This is a genomic window from Acetobacter estunensis (genome assembly GCF_011516945.1).
GTDB classification, from domain to species: domain Bacteria; phylum Pseudomonadota; class Alphaproteobacteria; order Acetobacterales; family Acetobacteraceae; genus Acetobacter; species Acetobacter estunensis.
The window spans coordinates 40,090-66,342 of record NZ_WOTH01000014.1 but is presented as its reverse complement, the minus strand read 5'-3'; the positions used below and the strand labels follow the sequence as shown (position 1 = coordinate 66,342).

23 protein-coding genes are annotated in these 26,253 nt (G+C 60.6%); 3 read left to right on the top strand and 20 right to left on the bottom strand.

Annotation, left to right across the window (positions count from 1 at the left end):
* Nucleotides 1-37 precede the first annotated feature (37 nt).
* The 4 genes from GOB87_RS08660 to GOB87_RS08645 form a co-directional block, all read right to left on the bottom strand.
* On the bottom strand, nucleotides 38-850 hold the full coding sequence (locus GOB87_RS08660) for an IclR family transcriptional regulator (protein ID WP_166315270.1): 813 nt from the start codon (nucleotides 848-850) through the stop codon (nucleotides 38-40).
* A 151-nt stretch (nucleotides 851-1,001) separates the two neighbouring features.
* Entirely contained in the window at nucleotides 1,002-2,564 is a 1,563-nt protein-coding gene (locus tag GOB87_RS08655) for a peptide chain release factor 3 (protein ID WP_166315267.1), read from the bottom strand.
* A 130-nt stretch (nucleotides 2,565-2,694) separates the two neighbouring features.
* Entirely contained in the window at nucleotides 2,695-3,312 is a 618-nt protein-coding gene (gene rpsD / locus GOB87_RS08650; protein ID WP_166315264.1) for a 30S ribosomal protein S4, read from the bottom strand.
* A 199-nt stretch (nucleotides 3,313-3,511) separates the two neighbouring features.
* A complete protein-coding gene (locus tag GOB87_RS08645) occupies nucleotides 3,512-3,817 on the bottom strand; it encodes an ArsR/SmtB family transcription factor (protein WP_166315261.1) in 306 nt (101 codons plus the stop codon).
* A 136-nt stretch (nucleotides 3,818-3,953) separates the two neighbouring features.
* On the opposite strand from GOB87_RS08645, the gene GOB87_RS08640 reads away from it, so the two are divergent.
* Nucleotides 3,954-5,027, top strand: a complete 1,074-nt coding sequence (locus tag GOB87_RS08640) for an alkene reductase (RefSeq protein ID WP_166315258.1) — start codon at nucleotides 3,954-3,956, stop codon at nucleotides 5,025-5,027.
* A 43-nt stretch (nucleotides 5,028-5,070) separates the two neighbouring features.
* On the opposite strand, the gene GOB87_RS08635 is transcribed toward GOB87_RS08640, so the two are convergent.
* Together GOB87_RS08635 and prmC are read right to left on the bottom strand one after the other, a co-directional pair.
* Nucleotides 5,071-5,493 carry a DUF4167 domain-containing protein gene (locus GOB87_RS08635; RefSeq protein ID WP_166315255.1) on the bottom strand — a complete coding sequence of 141 codons (423 nt, stop codon included), beginning with the start codon at nucleotides 5,491-5,493 and terminating at the stop codon, nucleotides 5,071-5,073.
* 288 nt (nucleotides 5,494-5,781) lie between these two features.
* Nucleotides 5,782-6,654: a peptide chain release factor N(5)-glutamine methyltransferase gene (prmC, locus tag GOB87_RS08630; protein WP_166315252.1), complete on the bottom strand. Its 873-nt coding sequence runs from the start codon at nucleotides 6,652-6,654 to the stop codon at nucleotides 5,782-5,784.
* A gap of 217 nt (nucleotides 6,655-6,871) precedes the next feature.
* Here prmC and GOB87_RS08625 point away from each other — a divergent pair, with 217 nt between their 5' ends.
* On the top strand, nucleotides 6,872-7,237 hold the full coding sequence (locus GOB87_RS08625) for a hypothetical protein (protein WP_242006256.1): 366 nt from the start codon (nucleotides 6,872-6,874) through the stop codon (nucleotides 7,235-7,237).
* 10 nt (nucleotides 7,238-7,247) lie between these two features.
* Here GOB87_RS08625 and GOB87_RS08620 read toward each other — a convergent pair whose 3' ends face one another.
* From GOB87_RS08620 to GOB87_RS08590, 7 genes are all read right to left on the bottom strand, one after another.
* Nucleotides 7,248-10,211: a diguanylate cyclase domain-containing protein gene (locus tag GOB87_RS08620; RefSeq protein WP_166315246.1), complete on the bottom strand. Its 2,964-nt coding sequence runs from the start codon at nucleotides 10,209-10,211 to the stop codon at nucleotides 7,248-7,250.
* A gap of 56 nt (nucleotides 10,212-10,267) precedes the next feature.
* Entirely contained in the window at nucleotides 10,268-11,326 is a 1,059-nt protein-coding gene (gene prfA / locus GOB87_RS08615; protein WP_166315243.1) for a peptide chain release factor 1, read from the bottom strand.
* Nucleotides 11,323-12,582, bottom strand: coding sequence for a histidine--tRNA ligase (gene hisS / locus GOB87_RS08610; protein WP_166315240.1), 1,260 nt, complete (start codon nucleotides 12,580-12,582; stop codon nucleotides 11,323-11,325). Before hisS ends, prfA begins: the two co-directional genes overlap by 4 nt.
* Before the next feature lie 68 nt (nucleotides 12,583-12,650).
* Nucleotides 12,651-13,811 (bottom strand): flavodoxin-dependent (E)-4-hydroxy-3-methylbut-2-enyl-diphosphate synthase, encoded by a 1,161-nt coding sequence (ispG, locus tag GOB87_RS08605; RefSeq protein WP_166315237.1) that lies wholly within the window; start codon nucleotides 13,809-13,811, stop codon nucleotides 12,651-12,653.
* Nucleotides 13,812-13,985: 174 nt separating this feature from the next.
* The gene (locus GOB87_RS08600) at nucleotides 13,986-15,290 is read right to left on the bottom strand and encodes a helix-turn-helix domain-containing protein (protein WP_264805039.1); all 1,305 of its coding nucleotides are present in this window, start codon (nucleotides 15,288-15,290) and stop codon (nucleotides 13,986-13,988) included.
* Between the two features lie 2 nt (nucleotides 15,291-15,292).
* Entirely contained in the window at nucleotides 15,293-16,366 is a 1,074-nt protein-coding gene (locus tag GOB87_RS08595; RefSeq protein ID WP_166315234.1) for an NAD(P)H-dependent flavin oxidoreductase, read from the bottom strand.
* Between the two features lie 12 nt (nucleotides 16,367-16,378).
* Nucleotides 16,379-17,632: an aspartate kinase gene (locus GOB87_RS08590; RefSeq protein ID WP_242006255.1), complete on the bottom strand. Its 1,254-nt coding sequence runs from the start codon at nucleotides 17,630-17,632 to the stop codon at nucleotides 16,379-16,381.
* Between the two features lie 275 nt (nucleotides 17,633-17,907).
* On the opposite strand from GOB87_RS08590, the gene ubiG reads away from it, so the two are divergent.
* On the top strand, nucleotides 17,908-18,711 hold the full coding sequence (gene ubiG, locus GOB87_RS08585) for a bifunctional 2-polyprenyl-6-hydroxyphenol methylase/3-demethylubiquinol 3-O-methyltransferase UbiG (protein WP_166315231.1): 804 nt from the start codon (nucleotides 17,908-17,910) through the stop codon (nucleotides 18,709-18,711).
* Nucleotides 18,712-18,714: 3 nt separating this feature from the next.
* On the opposite strand, the gene GOB87_RS08580 is transcribed toward ubiG, so the two are convergent.
* The 7 genes from GOB87_RS08580 to dnaG form a co-directional block, all read right to left on the bottom strand.
* Nucleotides 18,715-19,992, bottom strand: a complete 1,278-nt coding sequence (locus tag GOB87_RS08580) for an SAM-dependent methyltransferase (protein ID WP_242006254.1) — start codon at nucleotides 19,990-19,992, stop codon at nucleotides 18,715-18,717.
* A gap of 133 nt (nucleotides 19,993-20,125) precedes the next feature.
* Complete coding sequence (gene rplI, locus GOB87_RS08575; protein ID WP_166315228.1) at nucleotides 20,126-20,722, bottom strand: 50S ribosomal protein L9; 597 nt, start codon at nucleotides 20,720-20,722, stop codon at nucleotides 20,126-20,128.
* 14 nt (nucleotides 20,723-20,736) lie between these two features.
* Entirely contained in the window at nucleotides 20,737-21,012 is a 276-nt protein-coding gene (gene rpsR / locus GOB87_RS08570) for a 30S ribosomal protein S18 (RefSeq protein ID WP_166315225.1), read from the bottom strand.
* A gap of 5 nt (nucleotides 21,013-21,017) precedes the next feature.
* Nucleotides 21,018-21,512 carry a 30S ribosomal protein S6 gene (gene rpsF, locus GOB87_RS08565; RefSeq protein ID WP_166315222.1) on the bottom strand — a complete coding sequence of 165 codons (495 nt, stop codon included), beginning with the start codon at nucleotides 21,510-21,512 and terminating at the stop codon, nucleotides 21,018-21,020.
* Between the two features lie 160 nt (nucleotides 21,513-21,672).
* Complete coding sequence (locus GOB87_RS08560; protein ID WP_166315219.1) at nucleotides 21,673-22,230, bottom strand: GNAT family N-acetyltransferase; 558 nt, start codon at nucleotides 22,228-22,230, stop codon at nucleotides 21,673-21,675.
* Between the two features lie 4 nt (nucleotides 22,231-22,234).
* Complete coding sequence (gene rpoD, locus GOB87_RS08555) at nucleotides 22,235-24,241, bottom strand: RNA polymerase sigma factor RpoD (protein ID WP_166315216.1); 2,007 nt, start codon at nucleotides 24,239-24,241, stop codon at nucleotides 22,235-22,237.
* A gap of 147 nt (nucleotides 24,242-24,388) precedes the next feature.
* Complete coding sequence (gene dnaG, locus GOB87_RS08550) at nucleotides 24,389-26,245, bottom strand: DNA primase (RefSeq protein WP_166315213.1); 1,857 nt, start codon at nucleotides 26,243-26,245, stop codon at nucleotides 24,389-24,391.
* Nucleotides 26,246-26,253 lie beyond the last annotated feature (8 nt).

The following is a 26,253-nucleotide window of genomic DNA, read 5'->3' as shown; positions in this document are numbered from 1 at the left end:
TCAGCACGAAGAACAAAAAACAGGCAAGGTGTCACACTCAGACGCCCACCTCTTTGTCCCGTCGCCGATATCCCAGCAAAGCCGATAGTTCTGCTGCGGAAGAAACCGCCAGACGCGCCAATTTTTGTGGATCGCACTCTTCATGAGCAGGTTTGGGCTGACTCAATCCTAATCCCGCAACCGTCATGCCGCGTGAATCACGGACCGGCGCCGCGAAGCACCACACACCTGCATGGATCTGCTCGTCATCCAGAGCATAGCCAAGCTCAGCCGCTTGATGGATTTCCTTCAGAACTTCGTCAGGCGTCACGGGACACCGCGCCGTCAGAGGCGCGGGCCATGTCGCAAGCGGGTAAAGGGAAATCCACTCCCTCAACGCCGAAGGTGTCATGGCCGCAAGCTGGATCTTGCCCGTGGCCGTGTAAATGGCGGGGAGCTTTAACCCTACATTATAGTGAACGCCCAGTCCCCGCTCACTCGCACGGCTGGCAAGATAGACCACTTCATCTCCGTCCAACGCACCGAGACTGACGGTATAATTACCCAGTTCGGGACAAGCTCCGACGAGATGATGAAACGCCCCAAGCAGATCGCGTGGCGAACTGACATGCGCCGCCCAGTCCAGCAGACGAGGCCCCGGTCGATAGCCCGATCCATGTCCGCCCGTCTGCTCAAGAAGCCCCAGTTCCGTCATGACGGCGACGAGTCCATGCACGGAGCTGCGGGGCAGATCGAGCAGGCGGGCGATCTCGCCCGCATTGGGAGGCACCTCACGATCACCAACAAGGTCCAGTATGCGCACGGCACGTCGAAGTGCCGGCACGCTCTCGTTTTCCCTCGTGCCACCCATCACGTTTTCATCCTTGACGCCGCTTGCGGGAATCGCCTATATCCGAGATACGGGATCGTGTTCAACATAATGAACAATAATAAACCGAACACGGTCTCGTCGGGTCCTCTGAAAATTATCCCGCAAAGCGGGCGCGCAGAACCACCCAACCTTACCCAACAGCCAGACCAATCTGCTTGATGTCGTGGAACGCAAGGTCAGGATTCATTTCCTCCGTGCGTCGCATCATGAACGCCGAACTGGCGAGATACACCGGATCACCATCCAGATCATCCGCCATGGACGACCGGTTCGCCGCCGCGAATGCCTCCAACTTGACCTTGTCACCCGTCACCCAGCGCGCCAGCGAGAACGGTGTGGAATCAAAGCCGATCCCCACCCCATACTCACCTTTGAGACGCGCCTGAAGCACGTCCAACTGCAGCGTGCCCACCACTCCAACGATCGGCTGCGCACCGTCCTGCGGACGGAACAACTGCACCACTCCCTCTTCCGCCAACTCCGTCAAAGCCTGGCGCAGCTTCTTGGCCTTCATTGCATCGTCGAGCCGCACACGGCGGAGGATTTCGGGAGCGAAGTAAGGCACGCCGGTAAAGCGTAGCTCTTCGCCCTCCGTTAGGGTGTCACCGATGCGCAGCGTGCCATGATTCGGGATTCCCACCACATCGCCAGCAAAGGCTTCCTCCGCCAACTGACGGTCACGCGCGAAAAAGAACTGCGGCGTATGCAGCGCGAAATTCTTCCCTGTCCGCGTATGATGCAGCCTCATTCCACGTGTCAGTCGTCCTGAGCAGACACGGGCAAAAGCAATACGGTCACGATGATTCGGGTCCATATTGGCCTGAATCTTGAACACCAGCGCCGTCATACCCGGCTCATCCGCCTTTACGGTGCGTGTCTCCGTCGCCTGATCGCGTGGAGCAGGACCGAAGGCCACCAGCGCATCGAGAAGATCGGTCACGCCGATCTCTTTCATCGCACTGCCAAAGAACACCGGCGTCAGATGTCCCTCATCGAAAGCCTGCCGATCGAACTCAGGCAGTCCCGCCTCCGCCAGTTCCAGATCTTCAGCCAACTGGATCATGCGTGGATCGGACTGCGTCAGCTCAGAGGTGACATGCAACTGCTTGTTGTACAGGTCATATGTGCCAACGAACGTAGCGGCGCGTCCTACAGGCCAGGTCGCCGGAGAGGTGTCGAGCGCCAGCGAAGACGAAATTTCGTCCAGAAGCGCAAACGGATCCTGCGCCTCACGATCCATCTTGTTGATGAACGTCACGATGGGAATGTCACGCATCCGGCAGATTTCGAACAGCTTGCGCGTGCGATCCTCAATGCCCTTCGCCGCATCGATCACCATCACTGCCGAATCAACAGCGGTCAGCGTACGATAGGTATCTTCCGAGAAGTCTTCATGGCCCGGCGTGTCGAGCAGGTTGAAAACACAACCGCCATATTCAAACGTCATGACGGAGGTCACGACCGAAATCCCACGATCCCGCTCAATGCCCATCCAGTCCGAGCGCGTGCGTCGCCGTTCGCCCTTCGCACGCACACTGCCCGCCATCTGAATTGCGCCACCGGCACGCAGGATGCGCTCGGTCAGCGTCGTCTTGCCAGCGTCAGGATGAGAAATAATGGCAAAGGTGCGACGCCGCGCGATGGCATCGGCAATAGCTGTCTGACCGGCGGGAGCGGATTGCGTCTGGGACATGGCGTGCGGCACTTCTGCAAGGCTTGAGACGGATCAACCCGCCCCGGAAATGGAAACGCCGGGCGGAGAGACAATCTCCGCCCGGCGCCAGAAATATCCCGACCACATGAGCCGGGTCGTCTCGTCCAAATCAGCGCGAGTAGAACTCGACCACCAGGTTCGGTTCCATCTGCACCGGATAGGGAACATCTCCCAGCTTCGGCGTGCGCAGGAAGGAACCCTTCATCTGACGATGATCGACTTCCATGTATTCCGGCACATCACGCTCACCCGTCTGAGACGCATCGAGAACAGCCGCGAGCTGCTTGGACTTCTCGCGCACCTCAATCACGTCACCCTCACGCACGAGGTAGGACGGGATGTTCACTTTCTTGCCGTTCACCAGCACATGGCCGTGGTTGACGAACTGACGCGCCGCAAACGGCGTGATGGCGAACTTCAGGCGGTACACAACGGCGTCCAGACGACGCTCCAGCAGACCGATCAGGTTCTCGGAGGTATCGCCCTTGCGACGGACGGCTTCCTCATAATACTTGCGAAACTGCTTCTCGCTGATGTTGCCGTAATAGCCCTTCAGCTTCTGCTTCGCCATCAGCTGGACGGAGTAGTCCGAAGGCTTGCTCTTACGACGCTGGCCGTGCTGACCCGGGCCGTATTCACGACGGTTGACCGGCGACTTCGCGCGGCCCCACAGGTTGACGCCCAGACGGCGATTGATCTTGTACTTGCTCTCAAGGCGCTTGCTCATATGCGCGCTCTGCTTTCATCTTCGCGGCGTGACAGGCATCAGCCCGTACGCTCGTGGCACCGGTAGTCCTCGTCCAGAATGGAGCGAAGCGGGCGCGTTTCGTATTACCGCCTTCGGGGAGCATACACCCATCAAGGCAGCCGAACCGTCCACGTTCCCGGCAATGGGAGCGGCCTATAGAGGGTCTGGCCTCTATTTGTCAATCGCCGCCCTCTTCCAGAATCAACCGAAGAAGCCCCGGAAAGCGGGCTTCCAACTCGGTCTTGCGCAGTGCATTCACATGCTCGGTTCCACTCACCGTTGTGCGCACCAGACCGGCAGCCCGCAGAACCCGGAAATGATGCGACATGGTCGAACGCGGTCGATCCATCGTGAGCGCTGCGCAGTTGAGAGCGCCGTGCCGTGCCAGATTCCGCACCACAGCCAGCCGCACGGGATCCGACAGGGCTGCAAACAGCCGACAGATATCCACATCTGCGATAGCCGGATGCTCGTAACGCTCCATGGTCCTGCGGCACTCCCTATAGACTGCACCTGATACGCGAATGAAACGCTCCCGTCATGCAACACCGCGCCTCTTTAAGTTCGACTTTTTTCGAACTATGATCCAGATCGCCTCTCAACAGGCAGGAGATATCCTCATGACCAGCCTTTTCGATCCCATCCGTATCGGTGCCATCAATGCACCCAACCGCATTATCATGGCCCCTCTCACCCGTGGCCGTGCCACTCGCGAGCACGTCCCAACCCCCATCATGGCGGAATATTATGCCCAGCGGGCCAGTGCGGGGCTGATCGTCTCGGAGGCCACCGGCATCAGCCCGCAGGGACTCGGCTGGCCCTACGCACCGGGAATATGGTCCGAGGAACAGGTCGAAGCCTGGAAGCCCGTCACTCAGGCCGTGCACGAGGCCAGTGGACGCATCATCACGCAGATCTGGCATATGGGGCGAGCCGTTCACTCCTCGGTAACGGGCGAGCAACCGGTATCGTCCTCAGTCGGGAAAGCTCCCGGTGAAGTGCACACCTATGAAGGCAAAAAGCCTTACGAAGAGGCCCGTGCCCTGAGGCTGGATGAGATTCCCGGGCTTCTGGACACGTACGAGCGAGCGGCGCGCAATGCGATGGCGGCCGGCTTCGATGGCGTGCAGATTCACGCCGCCAATGGCTATCTGATCGATGAATTCCTGCGCAACGGCGTCAATCACCGCACTGATGCTTACGGTGGGTCACCGGAAAACCGTATCCGCCTGCTTCGCGAGGTCACTGAGCGCGTGATCGCCACCATCGGCGCGGATCGTACGAGCGTACGTCTTTCCCCGAACGGGGAAACTCAGGGTGTGGATGACAGCGATCCGGCGGCAGTCTTTCTTCCAGCCGCCCAGATGCTGTCCGATCTCGGGATCGCGTCGCTCGGCCTGCGCGAACCGGGGCCGAACGGAACATTCGGCGCCACCACAGTTCCCAAACTCTCTCCTCGCATCCGCGAAGTGTTCAAAGGCGTCCTGATACTCAATTCCGATTACACACCCGAACTGGCGCAGGAAGCTCTCGATTCCGGCGTGGCCGACGCCATAAGCTTTGGGCGGCCGTTCATTTCAAATCCCGACCTTCCTGACCGCATCCGGCGGCATCTTCCGCTGGCTCCTGACGATATGAAGACCTGGTACTCACAGGGTACGGAAGGCTATCTCGACTATCCGCGCGCCTCCTGACAGCACAATAAAAAAGGGCATCCCTTGGGATGCCCTTTTTAAATCACGAAACGGCAGCCGCCGATTCTTCGTTCTCTTCCCTGTCAGGAGATGGCTGAGGTTCATCCGCCAGATTGTTGCCCCCATTCTCCTGCTGATAAGCCGAACGGGAACGGGCCGCCCGTTCCTGACGTTCGATCTGGGCCTGCTGGGCCGCCTGAGCCATGGCGTTCAGAATACGAAAATAATGTTCGGCATGCTGAAAACAGGCCTCGGCGGTCACCCGATCACCACCGCTTGTCGCATCCCGCCCGAGCTGAAGATATTTCTCGAACAACTGCTGGGCCGTGCCGCGCACCCGCACCTCTGGACCATTGCTGTCGAAGACATGATTACGGTTCAGCGGTATCTGCCCGTTCTGCTGGCGTGAGCCACCGCCGGAGCTTCCTGAACGGTGATTACGGCTGCGCGTACGTTTCATATTCATGGTGTTACCACGACACTTTCCTGTCTCTTCCGGCCATTGCCGGGCTCGAGCCCTGTCAGACCGGTATTGTCCTGCTGTCTGCTTTATCAAGGGTGAGGGGCTGAGGACTGCACAGGCAAATCACTCTTGCCAACCTGCTTGAGACCATTTCTGACGACAGATACAAAGCGTATCGTGAAAAGACACGTTTTCAGATGAACCGTCAGACGCTCTGCTGCCTTTTGACCACACTCTGACGTCCCATGCAAGAGTAGATCGCACAGTGATAGCCCATGAAAAACACGTCCCTTACGCAGTGGGTGCTTCCAGCACGACAGCACGGGGAATCCGTCCCAGATCGGCCCGAATATCCAGAACCTTCAGATCGGCGGCACGGGCCAGACGTGCCACATCTTCATGCTGCCCAATGCCGATCTCGATAACCGCCAAACCACCGGGAACAAGGAGTCGTCGCAGAGCCGGAATCAGATACCGATATTCCCGCAGCCCATCAGCCCCACCATCCAGCGCACTGACCGGCTCATGTGCCGCCACCTCGACCATAAGACCGGAAATATCGTCGCTCGGAATATAGGGAGGGTTGGAGAGAATGACATCGAAACGCCCCTCTTCCACAGCCGCATCCCAATGGGAAACCATGAACGCCGCCCGCTGGCCCAAGCCCGTCGTGCGTGCATTCCGCGCCGCAAGCAAAGCCGCTTCGGGGACGCGATCCGCTCCAATCCCGAAAGCCGCTGTATATTCACTCAGTGCCGCAAGCAGCAGACATCCCGTTCCAGTACCGAGATCGAGAAACGTGTAGGCGGCCTCCCGGTCTGGACGGTGATCCAGCAACGCTTCGATCAGAGTCTCCGTATCGCCACGCGGGACGAGAGTGTCGGCCGACACTTCCAGATCTAGTGTCCAGAACCCCTGCCGTCCACTCAGATGCGCCATTGGCTCACCTGCCGCGCGCCGCGCAACCAATGCATCATATGCAAACGCAGCATTGTCCGACACGGTATCGCCACCGTGTGCAAGCTGCCACGGCACATCATGGCCGGACGCCAGATCAAACAGCAGTCGCGCCTCGCGTCGCGGCTGCTCAATCGCTTTTACCGCAAGTCGCGTGGTTGCAGCCGCAATCGCCTCACCCACTGTCAGAGCAGCCTTGCCCATCATGAACCCGTGTTGCCGCTGCGCATCAAACTTCCCATATACAGAACTCTCTTCCGGGCCATTGCCCACCCTCTTCCCATCCCCAGCATGAGGTTCCCGCAGCATGAAACGACAGGCCGATCGGAAGCACTCCCCTCGTCCGTCCTTCCGATTTTTTTGCATATCGGCGCTATTCGGACTGAGTCTCTTCCCCACTCTGGCCCAAGCAGGTGAATTCAAGGTGGAAGATGGAAAAGCCAGAGAGGAAATCTCCGAGACATCCCGCCTGTACGTAGATGGCGAACTGGCTGCAACCTTTACACTCGACAACCGCACGCCCGAAAAGCAGGCGATCATCCACATATCGGACACGCACGCAGACCATTCCTACGCTCTTTGCGGAGAAATCGTCATTGAGGGACGAGATGGCCATCCCGTCACACGGGAGGTCAGCAGTGAAGGCACTCTTCATTCACCGGATGGGCACACCTTTCAGGCAATGGGTGCGCATGATTTTACCGATTTTTTCCTGATGGATCCGACCAGTCCCGCAACTGCGCAACATACGACAGGTCGGACAGGCGCCTGCACCGTCGCCACAAGCTAACCGAACACCTTCAGTCAGCCATGACAACACAATTGCGACCATTCCTCTTGCCCCGGTAAAGGGCACGATCCGCACGTCCCACGATTCGGCCGGGCGTATCGCCCGGGATGCGCACAGCCAATCCTATGCTGCATGTCACAATGATCTCATGCCCTTCATAAACAAGAGGTTCGCGCAACAACTCATGCAGCCGTCCAACCTGCGTGGTCAGAGCCTGAACCGAGGGAAACGACGTAAACACCACAATCAGTTCTTCTCCGCCGTAACGTCCCGGGACCGCCCCCACTCCGCTTCCCTGACGAAGACGGTGTCCATATTGCTCCAGCACGAAGTCTCCGCCCTGATGACCGAGCGTGTCATTGATGGCTTTGAAATGATCGATATCGATAAGAGCCACTGCCATCAGATCATCCGGTCCGATCGAATTCATCAGACTCTCCAGTTCGTCGCACACAGCGCGCCGATTGAGCAGGCCCGTTAGCACATCGACCCGGGATTGCTGACGCAACTGCGCCTGCATTTCCTCCATGAAGCGAGTCCGTCCCCGCACGGCCTGCTCGATATGCCGACGCCGCGCAGCCGCAACAGCTCTGAAAGTAATCACTCCTCCCACGACCAGGACAAGAATACCGCAGAAGCCCCACACAATCATACGGGTCGTGAACGAAGCCCCTTTGGTCTGAGCCGCATGGAAAGACGCAGCAGTGGCAGAACGCCCATACAGGACGTCCACAGCCTGCACGTCGAAGGAAATCTGCTTTCCTTTCATATCCGGCCATGTGACGAACATGGCCGAAGTTTCGTGCTCATCCTCATCCAGCGGCATCAGGTGATAATGGTACCGCAGGCTGCCATGCCCCACAAAAGTAGGGGCGACATATTCCAGCCGCAACTCCTGATGACCCTCCGCCTCATCCATCGGTCTGGAAAGCAGATCAACAGATCCAAGCCGAGCTGACGTGATGCGCGTATGCAATTGAGGCAATGCCGGAAGATGCGCAGGATCTGTCAGACGGGAAAGCCCGCCCTCGGTCCCGAACCACATCGTTCCATCATCATCCTCACTTATGGCGCCGGGAAGTATCGCGTTGGAGGTCAGTCCCGAACTCGTATCCATATGCGTCCAACCGGAAGGGGAAAGAATATCCAGCCCCTGGAGTCCCCCCATCCATATCCAGCCCCGACTGTCCCGGAACAAAGCCTGCACGAGCCCCTGTCCATGCACGCCATCGGCACCCGTAACCGTCGCCTCTCCTTCCTCAGGAAGTGTCACCTTCCGGACGCCACCCCGCTCTCCTGCGATCCAGACATCGTTATTGGTCGAGACCGCCATCAGGCGTCCCGCTCCAATGCCCTGTTCTTCCACATCGATTTGCGGATCGAAGACATCCTCAGCCGCTTTCTGACGAAAAAGCACCGTATCGGTCAGCACGAGCAAACGACCGAACTGATCGAGAGACAGCGCATTGACGCGCCGATCCCGCAAACTCAGAGGACGCGGCAATCTGGCAGGCGGATGTACCGGATCATCCAGCCTGACGAGGCCCGTCATCGTGCCAATCCACAGACGACCAGCACTATCGACGTCAAGAGCGCCAGTAAGGGACGAGAGCGAAGCTAGACGCTGCACACGGCCCGTCAGAACATCCAGTCGCAGGAGCGTGCCACTCTTTTCAATAATCCACAGGGCGCCATCCGTGCTGCGCACCATCGACTTTACGTCAATATCGAAATGCGCAAGCGGTGTTGTCAGATCACCTCCCTCGGAAATCGCATAACGGAACAAACCGTTCGAAGCGGCCAGCCATACGGCGTTGCCTCCTTCTCGATGAACGATGCTGACATGGGAGGGAGCGTGTTCATCCTGCAGCGAGACGGATTTCCAGAAAGGAAAGCCCGCCACTCTCATGACCCCACGTTCCGCACCCGCCAGCCACAAACCGTTTTCACGGTCCACAAAGGCCGCCGTCACATCCCGCCGCCCATAACCCGGCAACGAGTCCATCTCACGCCATGCGCCATCCGGCGAACGGGCCATCAGGGCTTCGCCAATCGACGTCACCATTGAACCGTCCTGCATTTCGACGACGAAAGAAGGCCGGGAATTCCCTACATTACTGGAACGGGAGGGAAGAGGTTCGGCATGCACATCGTCCTTGGCGCCGATACGCAGCAAATGTGCGGCACCGCGTGCGATAACTCCTCCGTCGGAAGCGGCCGTCAACGCGCTCCAAGTCTCCGCAGGTACACCTTGCTGTTTTCCAAAAACAACCAACGCACCATTCCGCACGCGACACAGAGCACCGCCTCCGCATCCCATCCACAACGTGTCTGCCTGAACCGCCAGACTTCCCAGCGAAGACGCATCCAGAGCCACATCATCGACAAGCGTAGAATTACCAGGAGCAGTTAATGCAAACCGTTCAACGAGTGGGTCTTCGTTTTTCCGGGACCGCACACGCCAGAGCGCACCTCGCTCATCCATGACGATAAAATCATGAGCGAGCGCGGCCACCCGCATCCGATGGCCAGACACCGGCAGAGACACATGCCGGAAAGCGCCATCCGCCCGCAACCACACGCCATCATGGGCGACCACCATCAACTGATCGGACGTCTCCGAGGCTGCAAGGGCGCCCACATCCGTCAGATTTCCATGATCGCCGACATCGACGCGCGTGAATTCTCCACCCGAGCTGACATAGAGACCCGCATGGCCACCTATGTACAAAAAGCCGTCCCGGTCCTGAGCAAATGCCTGCACCGCCGATGTGCCAAGCCCACCCTGTCCATCGAACAGCCTCACGGTTTGAGCGGCGGCCGGGTTTCCTGTGCCGGCTCCCAGCAAGACACCAAGTGTCAGAGCGGCAATCGAAAGCGCTGTTCTCTTTCGACCCCATGCACGCCTTCCCTGAAGACGCCTCGGATAATCTACATGTCCTGAATGACGCACGGCGGCTCGAACTGCCTTCATGAAATGAATACGGCTCGAACCTAAAGACTGCACCTTGTCGCAAGGTTAAGGGCTGATCAAAGTCCTTCCGATGCCAAAAGCGCTGCCTGATCTTCCTGAATGAGCGCGTCCACGATCTCATCCATCTCGCCCAGCATGACGCGGTCGATCTTATGCAGGGTTAGCCCGATACGATGATCGGTCACCCGTCCCTGAGGAAAATTATAGGTCCGGATCCGCTCGGAACGGTCTCCCGTCCCCACCTGCGACCGGCGATCGGCCGCCCGGCTTTCATGCAGGCTGAGACGCTGCTGCTCATAAAGACGCGAACGCAGAATCTTCATCGCCTTGGCTTTGTTCTTGTGCTGGCTCTTCTCTTCCTGCATCGCCACGACGACACCCGTCGGCAGATGCGTGATCCGCACGGCGCTCTCGGTCTTGTTGACGTGCTGACCGCCCGCGCCGGACGCCCGGTAAACATCGATGCGCAGATCGCCCTCATCGATCTGGACGTCCACTTCCTCCGCTTCCGGCAACATCGCTACCGTGACGGTCGAGGTATGAATGCGGCCCTGACTCTCCGTCGAGGGAACCCGCTGCACACGGTGTACACCGGATTCGTATTTCAGCCGCGCGAACACACCCTTGCCACTGATCGTAGCGATGCCTTCACGCAGTCCGCCCAGTTCGCTCTCGTCATATTCCATGATCTCGAAGCGCCAGCCACGCAAATCGGCATAGCGTCGATAAGCGCCGAACAGTTCGGCGGCGAACAATGCCGCTTCGTCTCCACCCGCCGCCGGACGTATCTCCAAGATGGCGCTGCGCTCATCCGCCGCGTCCCTTGGCAGCATGGCCAACCGGACTTCCTGCTGCAAGGAACCGATGCGCTCGCGCAACACCGGCAGTTCCGCCTCGGCCAGCGCCTTCATGTCCGGATCGGCAAGCATCTGTTCCGCTTCGCGCTGCTCCACCTGCGCCGTCCGCAAGGCGTTGATGCGCGCCACGAGCGGCTCCAGTTCCGCGTATTCACGCGAGGCTGCCGTAAACTCCTCGCCGGTTATTCCACTGGCAAGCCGTGCTTCCAGTTCCTCGCACCGCGCGACGATCTGATCCAGACGAGCGTCGAGACTCACTCTGCCTCTCCGCTCCGATCGCTCCTGATCGCACCCACCAGATCGGCCTGCACAATCTCGATCTGGCCACCCGTCCCAAGGTTACGCAACTGCACGGTGCCATTGGTGATTTCCGCTTCACCAAGGATCACCACATGAGACGCGCCTACCTTGTTGGCCCGCTCCATGCGCTTGCGCATATTGCCGCGATAACCCATTTCCGCACGCACACCGGCTGCACGCAAACGGTTCAGCACAGCAATCGCCGCAATCTGCGCGTCATCACCTGCGGGAATGACAACCACGGGCGCGACAACCGCCGGCGTGTCATCAAGCATCATTGCGAGACGTTCGATTCCACCGGCCCACCCGATGGCAGGAGTCCGGGGACCGCCCATTTCCGCCACGAGGCCGTCATAGCGCCCTCCTGCCAGAACAGTGCCCTGTGCGCCCAGACGGGCCGTCACGAACTCAAACGCTGTATGACTGTAGTAATCCAACCCGCGGACAATGCGTGGGTTTTCCTGATAAGCCACCCCAAAGGCGTCCAGAGACTTGCGAAGTTCGTCCCAGAAACGCCGCGACTCATCGTTGAGATAGCGCTCTAGCGTCGGGGCGTCTTTCACCAGTTCCTGATCGGCTGGAGCTTTGCTGTCGAGAATACGCAAGGGATTCTTTTCCAGCCGAACCTGACTGTCTTCCGACAGGCGATCACGGAAATCCGAAAAATATTCCACCAGCGCATCCCGCCAGGCGGTGCGGCTGGCCACATCGCCCAACGTGTTCAGTTCCAGACGTACCTCGTCCACCAATCCGAGCGCTTCAAGCACATCGCGCCCCATGGCGATCGCCTCGGCATCGGCCAGAGGCTCGGCCGGACCGATCAATTCGGCCCCGATCTGATGGAACTGTCTGTAGCGACCTTTCTGCGGGCGCTCATAACGAAACATCGGCCCCGCGTAGAACACCTTCTGCGGCAGCGATTGTGTCAGACCGTTGGTGACAAGTGCCCGGCAAATTGCGGCCGTGCCTTCAGGACGCAGTGTAAGCGACTCACCACCACGATCCGTGAACGTGTACATTTCCTTGGACACGACGTCCGAGGTATCCCCGAGCGAACGGGCAAAAACACCCGTGTCCTCGAAAATCGGTGTGGACCATTCCTCAAAGCCGTATGTGCCCGTGATGCGACGCGCTGTCTCAATGACATGCGCATGACGCCGCTGCTCCTCACCGATCAGATCGTGGGTTCCGCGTACTGGCTGAACGGCGCTCAAGGACATTCTCCGGACTTCAGGGGAAACAGTAAGAACAGACGGGAACGGCCTGCCGTTCCCGTAACTGCTTATTTCGCGCTTGCGAGATCCGGCAGCGCGGCCTCGACGCCTTCCGCCTTTTCCTTGGCTTCCTCGGCTTCGATATTGGCAACACGTTCTTCCACCAGATCGACGATGTGATCGATCATGGAATCCGCCGGGATCGTGTGATCCTGTTTGCCCGCCGAATACACCATGTGACGCCCCGATCCACCACCGGTCACGCCCAAGTCGGTCATCAGCGCCTCACCCGGCCCGTTCACCACGCAACCGATGATGGAGAGCGTAAGAGGCGTCTTGATGTGCGCCAGACGGTCTTCCAGCGTCTGCACGGTCTGGATCACATTGAATCCCTGACGCGCGCAGGATGGGCAGGAGATGATCTTCACGCCACGATGACGCAGGCCGAGGGATTTGAGAATATCCCAACCCACCAGCACTTCTTCTTCCGGCTCGGCGGACAGGGAGACGCGCATGGTGTCACCCACGCCAGCCCACAGCAGGTTGCCTAGACCAATGGAGGACTTCACCGTGCCCGCACGGCGGCTGCCCGCCTCGGTAATGCCGATGTGAAGCGGATGGTCACATGCATCGGCCAATTGCTGATAAGCGGCCACGGCAAGGAACACATCCGAAGCTTTCACGCTGATCTTGAACTCATGGAAGTCATGATCTTCAAGAATCTTCGCGTGCTCCAGAGCGCTTTCCACGAGCGCATCGGGGTTCGGCTCACCGTATTTCTCAAGCAGATGCTTCTCCAGCGAACCGGCGTTCACGCCGATGCGGATGGAGCAGCCGTGATCCTTGGCCGCATTGACCACTTCGCGCACACGCTCGGCGCTGCCGATATTGCCCGGATTGATGCGCAGGCACGCCGCACCGGCTTTCGCCGCTTCGATGGCGCGCTTGTAGTGGAAGTGGATATCCGCAACGATGGGAACATTCACTTCCTGCACGATCTCGGCAAGCGCTGCCGTGCTTTCCTCATCGGGACAGGAAACACGGACAATATCCACACCCGCCAGCTCAGCGCGACGGATCTGGGCGATCGTGGCCTGCGCGTCGCTGGTCAGTGTGTTGGTCATGGTCTGCACCGAGATCGGCGCGTCACCACCCACGGCAACTTTGCCGACGTGAATCTGACGCGACTTGCGGCGCTCGATCTGCTGGTAGGGGCGATAGCCACTCATCGTTCAATCCTCCTGTCGAGGCGACGGCCGAAGCCAAGTGAGACGCGCCGGACGGCACGCGCGTGAATTTGGGGTCTTCCTGCCAAACTTGCAGGACAAAAGCCAGAGAGGAAGGGCAACAGCTCCATCAGGCCCGGCCTGTGTGACATTCATGTCCCGTATCCGGACCGGTCATCAGGGACGCACAGTTCCCATTCCCTTCAACTGCCGGGCGTTGAGATCATCGGCGGACATCTCGTGATGCTCGACTTTCGGCTGACGCATCCGGGGCCGCACCGGCGGTGGGGGCAGAGGCACATCCGCCGTCGCCTCGGAAGATGCCGCATCATCGGGGGGATGTGCAACGGGGAGAACGGGCGGAGGCACATCTCCCGGTGGGGCCGGCGCCGCCAGAGTGCCGTCGAGAATGGCCTCAGCCGACAGCGGCATGTTGCGCCGGACCGCCCCGTTTCGACCGAGCGGCGCCGTCGTCATGTAGCCTGACGCCAGCCGGATTCCACCCGCATTACCCACGGTAAAAGTGAAGGGGCCGCCCTCTTCCGGCGGGGACCATGTGTCGCCCGGCTGCATGATGTGATCGTAGATGCTGTGCCCTTCCCCGTCGCGCACCTGCACCCAGCTTGCCGCCACAGCACGAATGACCGGTGCATCGCTCGGCGGAGCAGACGAGGCGGCATCTGCCGGTTTAGCAGCCTCATCCACTGGCTGAGGAGGAAAAGCCTGCGTAGTGACCGGGAGAGAAGTATCTGCGTCTGACGTCCCCGCCATGACAGAGGCAGCCGGCATGTTTCCGTTTCCAGCCGCGACCGGCGCAGGCGGGGACGTGTTGGCGGAGGGAGCCTGCGGCAAGGGCGATGGACCGCTCTGCGGCATGACGGAAGCGATCTGTGGCGAGGGAGACGCGGACTTGCCCATGCCGGGAATAACACTCGCAACAGGCGGCACGCGCTCCAGCGGCACGGGATCATGGCCGACGAGCGTGTACCAACCCGCATAGGCTCCCACGATCACCACCAGACCGAGCAGAACAAGCGCGCCTGCGGGAACGGTCCTCTCGGGCGGCGGAGCGGGAAAAACCAGATCGACTTTACGGGCAGCCCCCCGTACTTCGTGCTTGAACCGTCGAACCATCTCTTCGGCGGGAAAGCCCAGCGCCGCCGCGTAGGTCCGCAGGAAACCAATCGCATAAGAACCCGCAGGCATGCCGTCCGCGCGATTATGTTCGAGCGCATCCAGATAGTCCGCGCGGATTCGCAACCATTCCGCCACATCGGGAAGCGCCCAGCCCAAACTCTCGCGGCGGATGCGAAGCGCCTGCCCTACGCCGAGTGCGTGAAAATCCGGCAATGGAATATTCGCGGGATCCACGGAAGCGGTCTCCGTTGCCGGCCCAGTCTCCGTCACGTCTCCCACGGTCATCGGGCCATCGCCCGGACCGGCAGCATCCTGTCCGTTCCGTTCATCGGCGCTCCCGCTCACACTCAGTTTCCCCGTCTGCTGCTCCGATGCGCAAGGGCTGTCACCGCCTGCTCGACAAGTTCTCCGATGATCTCGCGAACAGGCTGCACCGTTTTCACCATCCCCACGGACTGGCCCGCCATGACGGAGCCGTTTTCCACGTCTCCCTCAATCACCGCGCGCCGCAGGGCACCGGCCCAGAAATGCTCAATCTCAAGCTGGGCCGCATCCTTCTCAAGCTCACCGGCCTGCACACGACGCACGACGTCCGCCTGATGCGCGAGGAAGTTCCGGCTTCCCTCATTGACCAACCCGCGCACGGGAATGACCGGAAAGCGCGGATCGAGTTGCACCGACGTCATGGCGTCACGCGCATTGGCCCGCACAAAAGCCGCCTTGAACTTGGGGTGGGCAATGCTTTCTTCCGCCGCAGCAAACCGTGTGCCGATCTGTGCGCCCGCCGCTCCCTGCTCAAGGAAGCCCACGATCGCATCGCCACGGGCAATGCCACCCGCTACGAACACAGGCACATCCGTCACATGCGGCAGGATCTCCTGCGCCAGCACGGTCAGCGACACGGGGCCAACATGCCCCCCCGCTTCCGCGCCTTCGATCACCAGTGCATCCACCCCCATGCGGATCAGACGCTTTGCCAGCACCAGAGCCGGCGCGAACGCCACCACTTTTGCGCCGCCGTCCTTGGCGATCCGAATAGCCGAGGCAGGTGGGATGCCTCCCGCCAGCACGATATGCCCGACACCAGCCCGCAGGCAGACCTGCACAAGCTCATCGAGTTGCGGGTGCATGGTGATGAGGTTGACGCCAAAAGGCTTCTTCGTCAGCGCCTGCGTGCCAGAAATCTCGGCCTCCAGAAGCTCTGGTGTCATCGCCCCGCAGGCAATGACACCAAATCCTCCGGCGTTCGAGATCGCGGCGACGAGATTACGCTCGCTCACCCACGACATCGCGCCACCAAGAATGGCGAACTCGGTGCCGAGGAAAGCCGTTCCCCGCGCCCACAGACGATCGAGTTCCAACCGGGCGGCGGCACGTTCGCTGTCCGTAAAATCCGCAGATTGTGTGGAAATGTCGCTCATTGAATCTGCCGATTACGCCGCATCCAGCCCGTAGGCTGTGTGTAGGGCCCGCACCGCAAGTTCGGTGTATTCGGACGCGATCAGTACCGAGACCTTGATCTCGCTGGTGGAGATCACCTGTATATTGATGCCGCGCTCGGACAGGGTGCGGAACATGGTGCTGGCCACGCCCGCGTGCGAGCGCATGCCGACACCCACGACACTGATCTTGGTCACGGCGTCGTCGGTCGCGAGTTCACCATACTGGATATCGTCACGCAGGGACTCCAGCACCGCGACCGCACGCGGCAGGTCGGTCTTGCTGGTGGTGAACGTCATATTGGTGGAGGCGTCTTCACCCGTGCTTTGCACGATCATATCGACGTTGATGTTGTTTTCGGACAGCGGCCCGAAAATGGCGGCAGCAATACCCGGACGGTCGGGGATGCGGCGCATCGAGATCTTCGCTTCGTCACGCGAATAGGCAATGCCGGTAACGAGTTCCTGTTCCACGATTTCGTCCTCATCTACCACCAGCGATCCGGGCAGACGACCGTCTGCTGCGGGGGCCTGGTCAACAAAGCTGGAAAGCACCTGAACACGCACATGCTCCTTCATCGCCAACTCGACGCTGCGGGTCTGGAGCACCTTGGCACCTACGGACGCCAATTCCAGCATTTCTTCGTAGGTAATACGCTCAAGCTTGCGCGCCTTCGGCACGATACGCGGATCGGTGGTGTAGATGCCGTCCACATCCGTATAGATGTCGCACCGATCCGCCTTGACCGCCGCCGCAATGGCAACGGCCGACGTGTCCGAACCGCCACGCCCCAATGTGGTGATACGCCCGGACGGCGCCACGCCCTGAAAACCGGCGATAACCGGGACTTCGCCAGCCTGCATGCTCGCGATCAACGCATCGCCGGCGATGGAGTCGATGCGGGCCTTGCCATGCGCCTCATCCGTGCGGATGGGCACCTGCCACCCCTGCCACGACCGCGCCGCCACCCCCAGATTCTGCAGGGCGATGGCCAGAAGGCCGCTCGTCACCTGCTCACCGGTCGCCACCACGGCGTCATATTCTCTCGGATCATAGAGCGGAGAAAGAGACTCACAGTATCCAACCAGACGATTGGTGGTGCCCGACATGGCCGACACCACGACCGCAACCTGTGCTCCTGCTTCGACCTGCGCGCGAACGCGGTCGGCCACTGCCCGGATACGATCGAGATCGGCAACGGACGTGCCGCCGAACTTCATCACGATCCGGCCTGCCTTGCGCTCCATGATCCAACCCGTCTCCACTCTGCGCCTCCCGGCCCCGCCGGGAGGATCGTGTCCGCGACCGTCCCGTTTACATACGGAATCGCCGGTCCATTATGCCGTCACGCGCGCCGTGACCGAAATATCCGCCAGCTTCGTGGAGCGTCCGTGGCGTCAGAAAAGTCCCTGAACCCGGACGTTCGCCACGACGAAGCATTGCGAAGGCGTGCAAAGCGCGTCACATAACCTCGCCCCCGGCTTACGTCCAGCCGCGTTGACAGATGAAAGGGTTCGTTCTCATGCATTCGGCACATGGCGGAGACTGGTCCGAAACCGGCGTCGCGACACCAACACCGGTCTCGACAGAACACAACGCCGATGGTGGCTCGGTCTCTCCCGAGGAAATCGCCCGCTTCGGCGCGCTGGCCCGCCAGTGGTGGGATCCGACCGGCCCCATGCGCCCGCTCCACGCCATGAACCCGCTACGCATCGGCTGGATCGACCGTCACCTGCCTCTTCGCAGCCGCAAGCAGCCGCGCCTGCGCGTGCTGGATCTCGGCTGCGGCGCGGGCCTTGCCAGCGAGGCTCTGGCCCAAGCCGGTCACGACGTTCTGGGACTGGATGCATCCGCCGAAGGCATCGCGGCCGCGCGTGCGCATCTGGCCGCCAACCCGCTACCCGCGTCCGCCGGTTCCCTCACCTATCGCGTAGGCAGCGCGGAGACATTGGTAGAGGAAGGTGAGACATTCGATGCTGTGGTGGCGCTGGAAATCATTGAGCATGTCACGGATCCGGCGGCCTTCGTCGCCATGCTGGCGCAACTTTCCCGGCCGGGCGGCCATGTCTTTATCTCCACGATGAACCGTACGCTCCGCGCGCTGGCCTTCGCCAAGATTGGCGCGGAATACGTCATGCAGCTGCTGCCCATAGGCACACATGAATGGAAGAAGTTCATCACACCGGGCGAACTCGCGGCCTTCGGTCGCAAGGCCGGATTGCGGCTGGACGACGCCGCCGGAATGACGCCCGACTTACTCGGCAATCACTGGCGCGAAAGCCGGGATCTGGCCGTCAATTACATCGCGGCGTTTTCGCGTTCCTGACCTCTATGGGCGGGCAATGCGCGCAAGCGCGGCCCGCTCCTCATCCACCATGTAGTCGCGAGTGAACGGCACAGCGTCGATGCTGCGCGTCAACTGAAGCTGGAAGTTCATGTGTCCCTGCACGCGGAAGGACAGTTCCGCGCCCGCGAGATAGAACTCGAACATGCGGCAGAAACGTTCATCGTAGATCTTTGCCGCATCCGCGCGATGTGCGGCGAACCGCTCGCGCCAGATGCTGATCGTGCGGGCATAATGCAGCCGCAAAACCTCACAATCCGTCACCCACAGGCCGCTATGCTCGATGGCCGCGAACGTCTCGCTCAGACTCGGGGAATACCCACCGGGGAAAATGTATTTAGCAATCCACGGATTGGTGGTACCCGGCCCGTCATTGCGTCCGATGGAGTGGATCAGCGCTACACCGTCATCGGCCAGCACGTCACGCACTTTGTCGAAAAAAGTCCGGTAATGGCCGATGCCCACATGCTCGAACATGCCCACGGACACGATACGGTCGTAGCGTGTGCAGACCTGCCGGTAATCCAGAAGCTCGAACCGCACCCGATCGCTCAGGCCCGCTTCCGCCGCCCGCGCACGCGCTGCCTGAAGCTGCTCGGTTGAAAGAGTAATCCCAGTCACGACAGCTCCGTAATCGCGTGCCAGCGTCAGCGCCATACCACCCCAACCGCAGCCGATGTCGAGCACCGACAACCCCGGACGATCCAGTTTCAGCTTGGCGGCAATGTGGTGTTTCTTGGCGTCCTGCGCTTCATTGAGCGTTTCATTGCCCGTGCGGAAATAGGCACAGGAATACTGCCAGTCACGGTCGAGAAAGAGCCGGTAAAGCCGCTCATCGAGGTCGTAATGATGCGCCACATTACGGCGCGAACGGGATTCGGGATTGAACTGGATCCAGCGACGGCGGACCATTCGCGTGGCCGCTGACAACGCCTCCCCCACATGACCGGAGGAGTACATGGCGTTGAGCATCAGGACATGCAGCAGATCGTACAACGTGCAACCCTGCGGCGCAACACCGCCATCCATATAGGCTTCCCCGAACGCAAGACCGGGATTGAGGAAGAACCCGCGTTCGGCCGCTTTGGTCACAAAACGCAGTCCCGCATGGGGACCGGGCTTGCTGCCCTCGTAACGTGTGACCTTTCCGTCCGCGAACGTGACGTCCAGACTGCCTTCACGAATAAACCGCGACAGGATGGGATCAAGAATCGACGTCGTGAGCATGGGGTCCGCCTTCTGCTGGGTCGCTGCGTCTCCCATACGGCGATGCTTCCCGAAATGCACGTCCGCAACAGCGATCTTCAGAACAAGTCCGGCCGCTACAACGCAAAAAGGCCCGAGCGCACACCGCCCGGGCCTTTTTGTCTGTCCTTTGGAAAAAGAGGAGAAACCGTCAGGCGACGGGCTCTTCCCCTTCCGCAGGCTCAGCCGTCTCGACAATCTCGCCGGTCACTCCGGCAATTGTCGGCTCGGCTTCTTCTTCCTCTTCGTCATCGAGACCGATGACTTCACCACGTGCCTGACGCTCCGCTTCTTCGTTCGAGCGAGCGACATTGACGCGCGCCAGAATGGAGACTTCCGGATGCAGCGCGACGCGCACGTCGTACAGGCCCAGCGTCTTGATCGGGTGCGGCAGGAACACCTGATTACGAGTGATGGTCAGGCCAGCCTCGGTCGTCGCCTGAGCGATGTCACGAGTGGAGACCGAACCATACAGGTTGCCGCTGTCGCCAGCCTGACGGATCAGGATGACGGACAGACCCTCCATGCGCTCAGAGAGACGCTCGGCCTCTTCGCGACGCTTGATGTTCTGGGCCTCGAGCTGAGCGCGCTCCTGATCGAAACGCGCGCGGTTGGCGGCGTTCGCACGGATGGCCTTGCCCTGCGGCAGAAGGAAGTTACGGGCATAGCCCGGCTTTACCTTCACGAGTTCGCCCATCTGGCCGAGATGCTCGACCCGCTGGAGCAGGATGACTTCTGTAGCAGCCATGATCGCTTCTCTCCTCAGCCCACGACGTAGGGCAGCAGGGCAAGGAAACGGGCGCGCTTGATGGCCTGAGCCAGTTCACGCTGCTTCTTCGCAGACACTGCGGTGATACGGCTGGGGACGATCTTGCCGCGCTCGGACAGGAAGCGGCTGAGCAGACGAACGTCCTTGTAATCGATCTTCGGCGCATTCGGACCCGAGAACGGGCACGACTTGCGACGACGATAGAACGGGCGGCGGGCACCAACAGCTGTACGGCGCTCGCCCGGATTGACCTGGTTCGTGTCGGACATATCTCTTACTCCGCAGCAGCCGGGGCATCGGCCTGAGCCGCCTGCGCCTTGTTCTCGCGCTCTTCACGGGCACGATATTCCTCACGGTCACGATCCTCGGGACCACGACGCGAGGAGCGACCGCTGTCAAAGCGACCTGACGGCTTCGGACCACGGAAGCCGCGCTCACCGCGCTCATCCTTACGGGTCAGAACCGGCGACGGATTCTCGTCGATCTCTTCCACGCGCAGGTTGAGAACACGCAGCACGTCTTCGTTCAGGCTGAGCAGACGCTCGACCTCACGCATCGTCTCGGGCTTCGCATCGAGACCGAGAAGCAGATAATGCCCCTTGCGGTTCTTCTTGATGCGGTAAGCGAGCGAACGCAGTCCCCAGTATTCCTGCTTCTTCACCGAGCCGCCGTCAGCTTCGAGCTGGCTGCGGATCATATCGGCGATAGCCTCGACCTGCTGCTGGTTGATATCGTTACGTGCAATCAGCACGGTTTCGTACAGTGGCATTCAGCCCTCCGGATTGTTCAACCCGTTCGTTGCGAACCGTTCCACAACATGGCGCCATCCGCAGGGACACACGCCTCGGGTATAGCCGGCAGCGATGCCACGCCGCCAGCAGGGAAGATGGCGCATCAAGCATGAATGCACCCGCAAGACAAGGTTTTTCTCAGGCCCGCAGGCGTTCCGGGATGGGCATTCCAAGCCGATCGGGGATATTCCACTCTTCCCGCACCACGCCAATGATGCGGAAACCGGCGGCGAGATAATTCGGCAGCGCACGTGGATGATCCGCCGTACAGGTGTTGACCGTCAGACGATGGGGCTCGGCCGACCAAGCCACAGCGACCACGGCATACAGGAAAGCCCGCCCGATGCCGCGTCCGATGTTCTCGGGGAACAGACCGAAATAGGCCAGATTGACGGTGCGGGGCGCCTTGATTTCCAACTCGAAGAAGCCGCGTGCCTCATCGCGTTCCTTGAGCAGAAAAATCGATCGGCAGGGATCGGCCAGAATGTGAGCCAGATCCGCATCTGATCGCACCTGCCGCATCCACCAGCAGTAATCGCGCCCTACCCGTCCATGGATCGCGCGATACTCCGCGACCGAGAGATCGAACTGCTGCTCGATCCACCACCCTTCGGGCAGAACGGGAACCGGCCTCCGCGGCGGATGGGGCATGTCGAGAAAGGTGACATCCACCACGATCCGCGTTGTCGGCTCCATTGGATCAGTTGTCGTCGAGGAAGGAACGCAGCTTGCGGCTACGGCTCGGGTGCTTGAGCTTACGCAACGCCTTCGCTTCGATCTGGCGGATACGCTCACGTGTCACGTTGAACTGCTGTCCGACTTCTTCCAGCGTGTGGTCGGTGTTCATGCCGATGCCAAAACGCATACGCAGCACACGCTCTTCACGCGGGGTGAGCGAAGCCAGCACGCGGGTCGTCGCCTCGCGCAGATTGGTCTGGATTGCGGCATCCAGCGGAATGATGGCCGTCTTGTCCTCGATGAAGTCACCGAGATGGCTGTCTTCCTCATCACCGATCGGCGTTTCCAGCGAGATCGGTTCCTTGGCGATCTTGAGAACCTTGCGCACTTTTTCAAGCGGCATACCCAGCTTTTCGGCCAGTTCCTCAGGGGCTGGTTCACGCCCGATTTCATGCAGCATCTGGCGTGAAGTGCGCACGAGCTTGTTGATCGTCTCGATCATATGCACCGGAATACGGATCGTGCGCGCCTGATCGGCAATCGAGCGCGTGATCGCCTGCCGAATCCACCATGTGGCGTAGGTCGAGAACTTGTAACCGCGGCGATATTCAAACTTGTCCACGGCCTTCATCAGACCGATGTTGCCTTCCTGAATCAGGTCGAGGAACTGAAGACCACGGTTGGTATATTTCTTGGCAATAGAGATCACGAGACGCAGATTCGCCTCGATCATCTCTTTCTTGGCGCGCGCGGAATCGCGCTCACCGCGCCCAACGGTGGCATAGACACGCCGGAACTCGCCCACCGCCAGACCCGTATCCTGTGCCAGTTCGGCAACTTGATTACGCAGATTCTGCATGGTCTCGGAATGCTTGGCGAGCAGGTTTTTCCAGCCCTTGCCCGGCAGCGTGGCAACCATTTCCATCCATGCCGGCTCAAGTTCATGGCCGCGATACTTCAGCAGAAAATCGTCACGCGAGATCTTGCAGCTCTCGGCCAGACGCAGCATCCGTCCTTCAAGCGCGTTGAGGTTTCTGAACAGCTCCTTGAGCTGCATGACCAGTTCCTCGATGCGGTTGTTGTGCAGATGGACCTGCTCGACCTTGGCCACCAGTTCCAGACGGAGCTTCTGATACGCCTTCTCGGTCTTGTCGGTTGTCTCTCCACCCGTGACCAGCGCCTCAAGACGCTTGTCCTGCATCTTCTGCAGCTTCTCGTAGAGAGGCTCGATCTCATCGAACTGGGCAAGAATGTCGGGCTTGAGCTTTTCTTCGAGCGCGGACAGGGAAAGACCCGGACCTTCGCCCTCGGCGGCGTCCGCATCCTCCGCCTCGTCCTCATCGGACTCCTCGGCCGCCTCTTCGCCTTCTTCTCCCTCAGCGACAACCTCGGGGCCATTCTGCTCGGCCTGCATCGCCTCCAGATCGACGATATCGCGCAAAAGCATGTCGCCAACCTTCAGGCGCTCATGCCACGAAATGATGGCGCGGAAGGTCAGCGGGCTTTCACACAGCCCCCCGATCATCTCGTTGCGACCGGCCTCGATGCGCTTGGCAATCGCGATCTCGCCCTCACGCGAGAGCAGTTCCACCGAACCCATCTCACGGAGGTACATACGCACAGGATCGTCCGTACGTCCCAGATTTTCGCTGACATTGCCGGAAGCGCTGGTGCCAGCCTCGGCTGGTTCAGCTTCTTCCTCTTCCTCCTCGTCTTCCTCTTCATCATCGGAAGACGAGGAGGAAGACGTGGACGACTTGGCGGCTGGAGTTTCCGCGTCCTCGTTCTCCTCACCTTCAACGACCTGAATGCCCATCTCCGAGAGAATGGCCATCACGTCCTCGATCTGCTCGGAGGACATCTGATCCTGCGGAAGGACCGCATTCAGTTCGTCAAACGTGATGTGACCACGCTCACGCCCCTTCGCGATCAGGCGTTTGACGGCGCCAGACCGGGTATCGAGGAGCGTATTGTCACCGTCCTGGTCACCTGAGGTCGCAGCAGTCCCGGCAGCCGTCTTTGTCGCCATTCCCGTAAAATCCCCCCTGTCCGCCTTCCAGGGAACGGAAGGCAGAACGGCTCATCTGCAGCAAAAGAATAAGGCAGCGTCGAGGTGGTCGATCCTGCCCCGGAAGTCAAGACCTGAACGCTGCCGCAGTTCCCCGCCATACTTCCTTCAGATGGAGCCGACATCCATGCTGCGCAAGGCATGCAATGCCTCGATGCGGGATTTCAATCTGTCCCATGCCTGCGGGTCCATCCCCTGCGCAACCCAGATTTCCGCATCTCGTGCGATGTCGGCTTCGAACCCATCGCGATTGACGCCCGCATAGAAATGCCACCACTGCGCCTCGGGGGCTTCATCCCCGAAAACGGCCTCATCTCCACGGGGGCGTGTGTTGCAGGCTTCCCGAAGAATGACCTCCGCGCGCTCACGCAACCCCTCCTCCGTCAGCCGCGCCATCAGACGCGCCGCAAGATCGCTCTCCGGCGTATCATCCGCCTCCTCCGCAAAGGAGAGGATGGCTTCGCGCAACTCCGACAGATCCGGCGGTAGATCAAGTCGGCACCACGCATCCCCAACTCTCGATGCAATCGCTGGAAATCGCATCACAATATCCGCCAGCTTCTGCAATCCGGCGCGCCGTCCATCGAACGGACGCTCCGCGCGTGTTCCCAGATCGACATCAACCGCAGGAACAAACGTCTTTCCATTCTCCCGGCGACGGCCGCCAGCCGGACGCCCGCCTGAACGGTATGTCTTGAAGAAGCGATCCAGAAGCGTGGAGCGATATTCACCCGCCAGCGCCTTATCGGGAATTTTTCCCGCTGCCTCCACCAACCGATGCCGCAACGTCGCCCGTTGCTCAGGAGTGGGCGACGCGGGCACTCCTTCCGACAACAGATCAAACAGGATGTCCGCCAGCGGCTTCGCGCCCGCCAGCACATCCGCCATGACATCGCGCCCCTTGCCCCGCAGCAGGCTGTCCGGGTCTTCTCCTTCGGGCAGAAGACAGAGGCGCAACCCCCGTTCCGCCGAAAGGAGCGGTAAAGCCGTCTCGGCCGCCCTCACCGCGGCTCGACGGCCCGCCGCATCGCCATCGAGACACAGAATGGGCGCGGGCGTGACCTGCCACAGCATTTCCATCTGCTCGGGCGTCAGCGCCGTGCCGAGCGGTGCCACCGCCCCCACGAAGCCCGCCTGATGCAACGCAATCACGTCCATGTAGCCTTCGACCACCACCGGTTCCACAGGCGGCGCATTCTTCGGGCGCACCGCCCGCAACGCTGCGCGCGCGCGGTCGAAACCGAACAGCAGCCGTCTTTTGGAAAACAGCGCCGTCTCGGGACCGTTAAGATATTTTGGCTGACCGTCCCCCAACGTCCGGCCACCGAAGGACACCAGTTCGCCCCGCCGGTCATGGATGGGAAACGTCACACGTCCCCAGAACAGTTCACCCTTGGCGCGACCGTTCTCATCGACTCGCATGAGACCGGCTTCCGCCATCATCTCGGGCGTGATCGCCTGCTCCTTCAGCGCCTCCGTCAGATAGCCACGCCGCTCGCTCGCCCAGCCGAGTCCGAACGACGCGATTGTCGCGTCCGTCAGTCCACGACGCCGCAGATAATCCAGCCCTGCGCGGCCACCCGCCTCGTGCAGATCGCGAGCAAACACGCGCTGGGCCGCCTCCAGCACATCGCCCAGGGACCGGGCCCGCGCTGCCTGCTCGCGCGCCCGCGGATCGGGCTTGGGCACCTCCAACCCGGCAGCCGAGGCCAATTCTTCCACGGCCTCGGGAAAACCTTTTCCTTCGCTTTGCATGACGAAGGAGATCGCATCGCCATGCGCCCCGCAGCCGAAGCAATGGAAATGATCGTCATATACATAGAAAGATGGCGTCTTCTCGCCGTGGAAGGGGCAGCACCCCTTCCAGTTCCGCCCTGAGCGCGCGAGCTTCACGCGCCGACCGATCAGAGGAACGATCGGTGTCCGGGCGCGAAGCTCGTCAAGAAAGGCGGAATCAAGCGCCATATATCAGT

Excerpts from the sequence above, each read along its gene's own strand:
- GOB87_RS08620 (WP_166315246.1), bottom strand. The coding sequence starts at position 10,211 with ATGAAGGCAGTTCGAGCCGCCGTGCGTCATTCAGGACATGTAGATTAT.
- rpsD (WP_166315264.1), bottom strand. The coding sequence starts at position 3,312 with ATGAGCAAGCGCCTTGAGAGCAAGTACAAGATCAATCGCCGTCTGGGC.
- GOB87_RS08595 (WP_166315234.1), bottom strand. The coding sequence starts at position 16,366 with ATGAGCGACATTTCCACACAATCTGCGGATTTTACGGACAGCGAACGT.
- ispG (WP_166315237.1), bottom strand. The coding sequence starts at position 13,811 with ATGAGTGGCTATCGCCCCTACCAGCAGATCGAGCGCCGCAAGTCGCGT.
- GOB87_RS08655 (WP_166315267.1), bottom strand. The coding sequence starts at position 2,564 with ATGTCCCAGACGCAATCCGCTCCCGCCGGTCAGACAGCTATTGCCGAT.
- rpsF (WP_166315222.1), bottom strand. The coding sequence starts at position 21,512 with ATGCCACTGTACGAAACCGTGCTGATTGCACGTAACGATATCAACCAG.
- GOB87_RS08660 (WP_166315270.1), bottom strand. The coding sequence starts at position 850 with ATGGGTGGCACGAGGGAAAACGAGAGCGTGCCGGCACTTCGACGTGCC.
- rpsR (WP_166315225.1), bottom strand. The coding sequence starts at position 21,012 with ATGTCCGACACGAACCAGGTCAATCCGGGCGAGCGCCGTACAGCTGTT.
- rplI (WP_166315228.1), bottom strand. The coding sequence starts at position 20,722 with ATGGCTGCTACAGAAGTCATCCTGCTCCAGCGGGTCGAGCATCTCGGC.
- GOB87_RS08640 (WP_166315258.1), top strand. The coding sequence starts at position 3,954 with ATGACCAGCCTTTTCGATCCCATCCGTATCGGTGCCATCAATGCACCC.
- GOB87_RS08580 (WP_242006254.1), bottom strand. The coding sequence starts at position 19,992 with ATGGGAGACGCAGCGACCCAGCAGAAGGCGGACCCCATGCTCACGACG.
- dnaG (WP_166315213.1), bottom strand. The coding sequence starts at position 26,245 with ATGGCGCTTGATTCCGCCTTTCTTGACGAGCTTCGCGCCCGGACACCG.
- GOB87_RS08635 (WP_166315255.1), bottom strand. The coding sequence starts at position 5,493 with ATGAATATGAAACGTACGCGCAGCCGTAATCACCGTTCAGGAAGCTCC.
- GOB87_RS08590 (WP_242006255.1), bottom strand. The coding sequence starts at position 17,632 with ATGGAGCGCAAGGCAGGCCGGATCGTGATGAAGTTCGGCGGCACGTCC.
- rpoD (WP_166315216.1), bottom strand. The coding sequence starts at position 24,241 with ATGGCGACAAAGACGGCTGCCGGGACTGCTGCGACCTCAGGTGACCAG.
- GOB87_RS08645 (WP_166315261.1), bottom strand. The coding sequence starts at position 3,817 with ATGGAGCGTTACGAGCATCCGGCTATCGCAGATGTGGATATCTGTCGG.
- prmC (WP_166315252.1), bottom strand. The coding sequence starts at position 6,654 with ATGATGGGCAAGGCTGCTCTGACAGTGGGTGAGGCGATTGCGGCTGCA.
- ubiG (WP_166315231.1), top strand. The coding sequence starts at position 17,908 with ATGCATTCGGCACATGGCGGAGACTGGTCCGAAACCGGCGTCGCGACA.
- GOB87_RS08560 (WP_166315219.1), bottom strand. The coding sequence starts at position 22,230 with ATGGAGCCGACAACGCGGATCGTGGTGGATGTCACCTTTCTCGACATG.